Source organism: Magnetococcales bacterium (assembly GCA_015231175.1).
Taxonomy (GTDB): domain Bacteria; phylum Pseudomonadota; class Magnetococcia; order Magnetococcales; family DC0425bin3; genus HA3dbin3.
On record JADGBZ010000136.1, the window covers coordinates 1 to 4,778 of the forward strand.

General features: G+C 60.7%; 3 protein-coding genes and 1 pseudogene. All 4 read right to left on the reverse strand.

Features of this window, described 5'->3' with window-relative positions; genetic code table 11:
• Positions 1–121: 121 nt before the first annotated feature.
• Positions 122–1,433 (reverse strand): annotated as a pseudogene (gene bioA / locus HQL63_15725) (adenosylmethionine--8-amino-7-oxononanoate transaminase).
• On the reverse strand, positions 1,430–2,101 hold the full coding sequence (gene bioD / locus HQL63_15730) for a dethiobiotin synthase (GenBank protein ID MBF0178275.1): 672 nt from the start codon (positions 2,099–2,101) through the stop codon (positions 1,430–1,432). The pseudogene bioA and the gene bioD overlap by 4 nt, the downstream one beginning before the upstream one ends.
• A gap of 59 nt (positions 2,102–2,160) precedes the next feature.
• Positions 2,161–2,895, reverse strand: a complete 735-nt coding sequence (gene dnaQ / locus HQL63_15735) for a DNA polymerase III subunit epsilon (GenBank protein ID MBF0178276.1) — start codon at positions 2,893–2,895, stop codon at positions 2,161–2,163.
• A 334-nt stretch (positions 2,896–3,229) separates the two neighbouring features.
• Positions 3,230–4,594 carry a protoporphyrinogen oxidase gene (gene hemG, locus HQL63_15740; GenBank protein ID MBF0178277.1) on the reverse strand — a complete coding sequence of 455 codons (1,365 nt, stop codon included), beginning with the start codon at positions 4,592–4,594 and terminating at the stop codon, positions 3,230–3,232.
• Positions 4,595–4,778: the final 184 nt, after the last annotated feature.

Here is a 4,778-nt window from a genome sequence, read left to right on the forward strand (position 1 = left end):
AAAGACTGGGATGGAGGCCCAGGAGGAAGGGCTGCGCCCTTCCTCCTGGTGGGGTCCGGGGCATCGCCCCGAAAAAAACCATTTAAAGACTGGGATGGGAGCCAGCCCCCCGGGGACTTTCTCACACGACTGCATGCAAGGCATCTTCTATGACATTCCATGCGCGATGAAGTTCCGCGTCTGTGACGCAATAAGGTGGCAGCAGGTAAATGACATGCCCCAGGGGGCGGATGATCAGCCCGCGTTCGAGGAAAAAGAGACGCAATTGCTGACTTGTTTCCGAGGCATAGGGGATGGAATCGCTCAACTCCACGGCGGCGATACCCCCCAAGACCCGACCATGCACCATTTTGGGGTGTTGCAGCAACTCCAAAACCCGTTCTTTGTTGACGCGCTCGATATTGACCACCCGGGCCAGGGTTTTCTCTTTGTCGAACAGATCCAGGGAAGCGATACCGGCGGCGCACCCCAGAGGGTTGGCGGTGAAGGAGTGTCCATGCGCAAAAGCCCGGTCAAAGCCGCTGTCGAGGAAGGCTTGATAGATCTCATCCCGGCAGACGGTGGCGGCCAGGGGAAGAAAGCCTCCAGTCAAACCTTTGGAAAGGCAGATGATATCGGGATCAACGCCTGCCTTGTGGCAGGCGAACATGGCCCCCGTGCGGCCAAAACCGGTCATGACTTCGTCGAAGATCAACGGGATGTTGGCCATTTTGAGTTTGGCGGCCAGGCCACGCAGGAAATCGGGGCGGCACATGCGCATGCCACCAGCCCCCTGGACGAGGGGTTCGACGATCATGGCGGCACAATCATCGGCATTTTGTTCCAGGTAACGGGTCAGGGCCACCAGGGAACTTTCCTCTTTCTCCTCCACTGTGTCGTCGCCGATCCAGGTGGCGGGAAAAGGGATGGCATCGACACGAAACATCATGGTGTCGAAGGCGTCGAAAAATCCGGAAGCCCGGCCAACGGACATGGCTCCGGTGGTGTCGCCATGGTATCCACCCGCGAAAGAGAGAAACCGGGTACGGCGTTCTCCCCGGTTGATCCAGTATTGGCAGGTCATTTTAAGGGCCACTTCCACGGAGGTGGAGCCGTCGTCGGAGAAGAAGACCCGGTTCAAGTGGTGGGGGAGTCGGGCGGCCAGGCGGCTGGCCAGTTTGATGGCCGGTTCATGGGTGAAGCCGGCGAAGATCACCTGTTCCAATTTTTCCGCCTGTGCGGCAATGGCGCGGACGATGGCCGGGTGGGCATGGCCATGGGTCGTTACCCACCATGAGGAGATCAGATCCAGATATTTGCGGCCATCGGCGGCATAAAGGGTTGCCCCCTGCGCCGAGGCGATGGGAATGGGGGGGGGGGGCGGATTTTTCCTGGGTAAAGGGGTGCCAGATGTGGCGGCGGTCCAGGGCAATCAGGTCATGCACGCGCTTCATCTCCTGGATTTGTCATTATTCACCACCCGGCAGCGCATCGGGGGCCAGGGGGCGGCGGCTGGCCAGACCTTGGTGGCCTGATCCAGTTCGGCCCCTGTCAGGGTCTCAAGATGGGGAATTTCCGCCAGAATGTCCACCTCGCCATGGTGAGCGATGGCCTCACGGTTGTCCACATCCGGTATACCATTCAGGATCACCCCGGCCACTGTCAAGCCTCTTTGCCGCAAACCTTCCAGGGTCATGAGCGTGTGGTTGATGGTGCCGAGGGTTGTCCGGGCGACCACCACCACGGGCAGTTTCAGATGCACCATGAGATCCACCATCAGGGTGGTTGCGTTCAAAGGCACCAGGATTCCTCCTGCTCCTTCCACCACCAGGGGGGCAGGGGGGGGGAGTTGAAAATCGGCCAGGTGGATGGTCAGGTTTTCCCGGGCGGCGGCCAGGTGCGGGGAGCGGGGCAGGGAGAGGGCATGGCGCGAGGGGAAAAAGTGCCGGTCCGGCAATCCGGAGAGGCGTTGCACGGCCATGGTATCGGTTTCACCCGTCAAGCCGGCCTGGATGGGCTTCCAGTAAAATCCCTGCAGGCGACGGAGCAGCCAAGCCGCCGCGACCGTCTTGCCGACTCCTGTGTCTGTTCCTGTAACAAAAATTCCTGAAATTGTTGGCATTTTTCACTCAACGACGGGTCAAGGAGACGACCATGGCTCAGGTGGGGGTCGGCTGTTCATCAGGCGGGCGGGTTGTTTTTCCTGCCAGGATTGTGTTCCAGCTTTCGCCACAGGCATTGGCCACTCTCTTTCTGCAAAAAATCGAGGAACGCCTCATGCTCTCCGGCATCTCCCGGTGGAACCGACCAGATTCGCGGCGGTCGCATGACGGGTGACGGCATGGCCTCGGGCGCGGCCTTTTTTTCCGCCGGATCGTCCTGCGTCAAGGGGAGGCAAAACTGGTTGCCTCCTTCCAACTCGATATAAACCCTGGCCAGAATTTGGGCATCGAGCAGGGCGCCGTGTTGTTCCCGCTTGCTGTTGTCCACACCCAACCGTTGGCACAGGGCGTCCAGGTTGAACGATCCTTTGCCTCCCAGGCGTTGCCGGGCCAGACGCACCGTGTCAATGGCCCGCTCCGCTTGGAGTGGTTCAAGCCCCGACCGGTTCAGCTCAGCATTCAAAAATTTTAAATCGAAGGCGGCATTGTGAATGATCAGGGTGTCATTTTGGATGAAATCGAGAAATTCCCGGGCAATTTCCGGAAATTTTGGCTTCCCAGCCACCATCTCCGCCGTGATGCCATGGATGCGGATGACCTCGGCTGGAATGTCCCGTTCGGGATCGAGATACCATTGGCGTGTCTCTCTGAGGCGCATGTCGATGAGTTCCACGCAGCCGATCTCCAGGATGCGGTGTCCTTCTTCCGGTGAAAATCCTGTGGTTTCCGTGTCCAGGACGATCAGTCTTGCCATAGTGATCCCCCAAAAAAAAACGAATCGGGGTCCAGGGGGCCGGCTCCCTGGCGGGTCAAGGGCGGAGCCCTTGCGGGGTCCGGGGCGGAGCCCCGCTTCTTCTTTTCGTTTTACGCCCCCCCCTTTTCCCAAGGCCTTTTTTGCGCCGTTTGCAAAAAAGGCCCGGGGGGCGGGCCTTGGTCCCGTGCCTGGCGCGCTTTTCAGCGCCAGGCACGGGACGCATTGCAGGTTTTTCAGTCTTTTGCTGGGGCTTCGCCCCAGACCCCACCAGGAGGAAGGGCGCAGCCCTTCCTCCTGGACCTCCATCCCAGTTTTTCAATCCTTTTTTTGATTTTCAAGCGACTATCTGTGTCGCCAGGGCCTCGGCATTTCTGATGCAATCGGCCACCGATATGCCATCCCGCCAATTGGCGCGGAAGTGTAAGCCCGGGAAAGGGGCCATGGCAATTTCCAAACTTTGCAATTTTTCCAGATGGTCCATGGCATACTGAGGAATGGCCCGCGAGTGGCGCGTCATGTGGACGAACTCCGGCGCCCCCTGGATATCCAGGGAGCGGGAGAGATCCTGGCCCACCTGGTCGGAAAGGAGGTGATCCGCCTCGGTGGCGGCGCCTGGATCGGTGGCGCCACCGATGAAGGCGGTCAGCAGAGCGCGCCCCGGCGGGGCCCGCCGGGGGAAGAGCGTGCTGGAAAAGAGAGCCCCCAAAGTGCGCATCCCCTCACGGCGCGGCACCAGAAATCCGAATCCGTCCAGAGGGTGCCCGATCCGATCACGCAGCCAGCCCATGCCCAGGGAGACGATGGGGGCATAGGCGATGGAACGCAATATCTCCGCCGCCGCAGGAGAGAATGGAGCGACAAGTTGCGCCGCCTCCGGAGCTGGCAGGGAGAGAATGACCCGGGGTGCTCCATCGTGGCCCGTCGTGTCGCCCCGCTGCCAGGTGACGCGCCATCCGCCCGCTTTCATGGGTTCCAGAGCAGTGACCCGTGTGCCCGTGCGCAGGGCGTCGGCTGGAAGTTTCTCCGCAATGGTTCTGGGAAGAAGCTCCATGCCCGCATCGAAGGTGACCAGGCGTCCGGCGGGCAGGCCGGTGGTCTTGCGCAGGCGTCCCAGAGCCATGGCGCCCCTGATCAGGGAGCCGTGCTCACGCTCCAGGGCATGGATGCGCGGCAAAGCCGCAGCCACGGACAACCGCCACGGATCCCCGGCATAAACGCCGCTGACAAAAGGCTCCACGGCATAATCCAGAAATTCCGCCCCCAGCCGGCGGGTGACGAAAGCGCCGATGCTTTCATGGCCATCACCCCGTGCGATGAAAGGCTCGCGCAACAACCGCCACTTGGCACGCCAGGAAAAAAGCCCGCTGCGCAAAAATTGCGGGGGTGAGGCGGGAAGAGGTTGCAGCCGTCGCTGCCTGTACACATAGCGCCGGGCCGCCCGGGAGTCGGCAACGAGGAGTCTGGCGGCAAGCCCCAGGTCGTCCACCAGCCTGCCCAGGGCGTCCGTGGCATCACCCGGTTTCTGCAAAGTGGAGTTGGGACCGTGTTCCAGGAGGTAATCCTGGAACAGCGAACTCCTGATCAGGCCGCCAACCTCCTCCTGTCCCTCCAGCAGGGTGACCTCGATCCCCCGGCGGTGTAAAAACCAGGCGGTGGCGAGGCCTGAAATGCCGCCACCGGCGATGATGAGTTCGGACACGAATGCACACTCCGAAAAAATAAACATGAACTGGTGGGGTTCGGGGCGAAGCCCTGACAAGCAAAAAAAATCGGCATGAAAAATTTGGTGGTGTCCTACGTTGACCTAACTAGTCTAGCCGGGAACAAGACCCACTCTTCAGTTGACCATACATGATCCGCAAAACCTGCTGCCATAGCTGGTG

Bases quoted from the DNA above. Each gene is read 5' to 3' on its own strand.
- bioD (MBF0178275.1), bottom strand. From the start codon at position 2,101: ATGCCAACAATTTCAGGAATTTTTGTTACAGGAACAGACACAGGAGTC.
- dnaQ (MBF0178276.1), bottom strand. From the start codon at position 2,895: ATGGCAAGACTGATCGTCCTGGACACGGAAACCACAGGATTTTCACCG.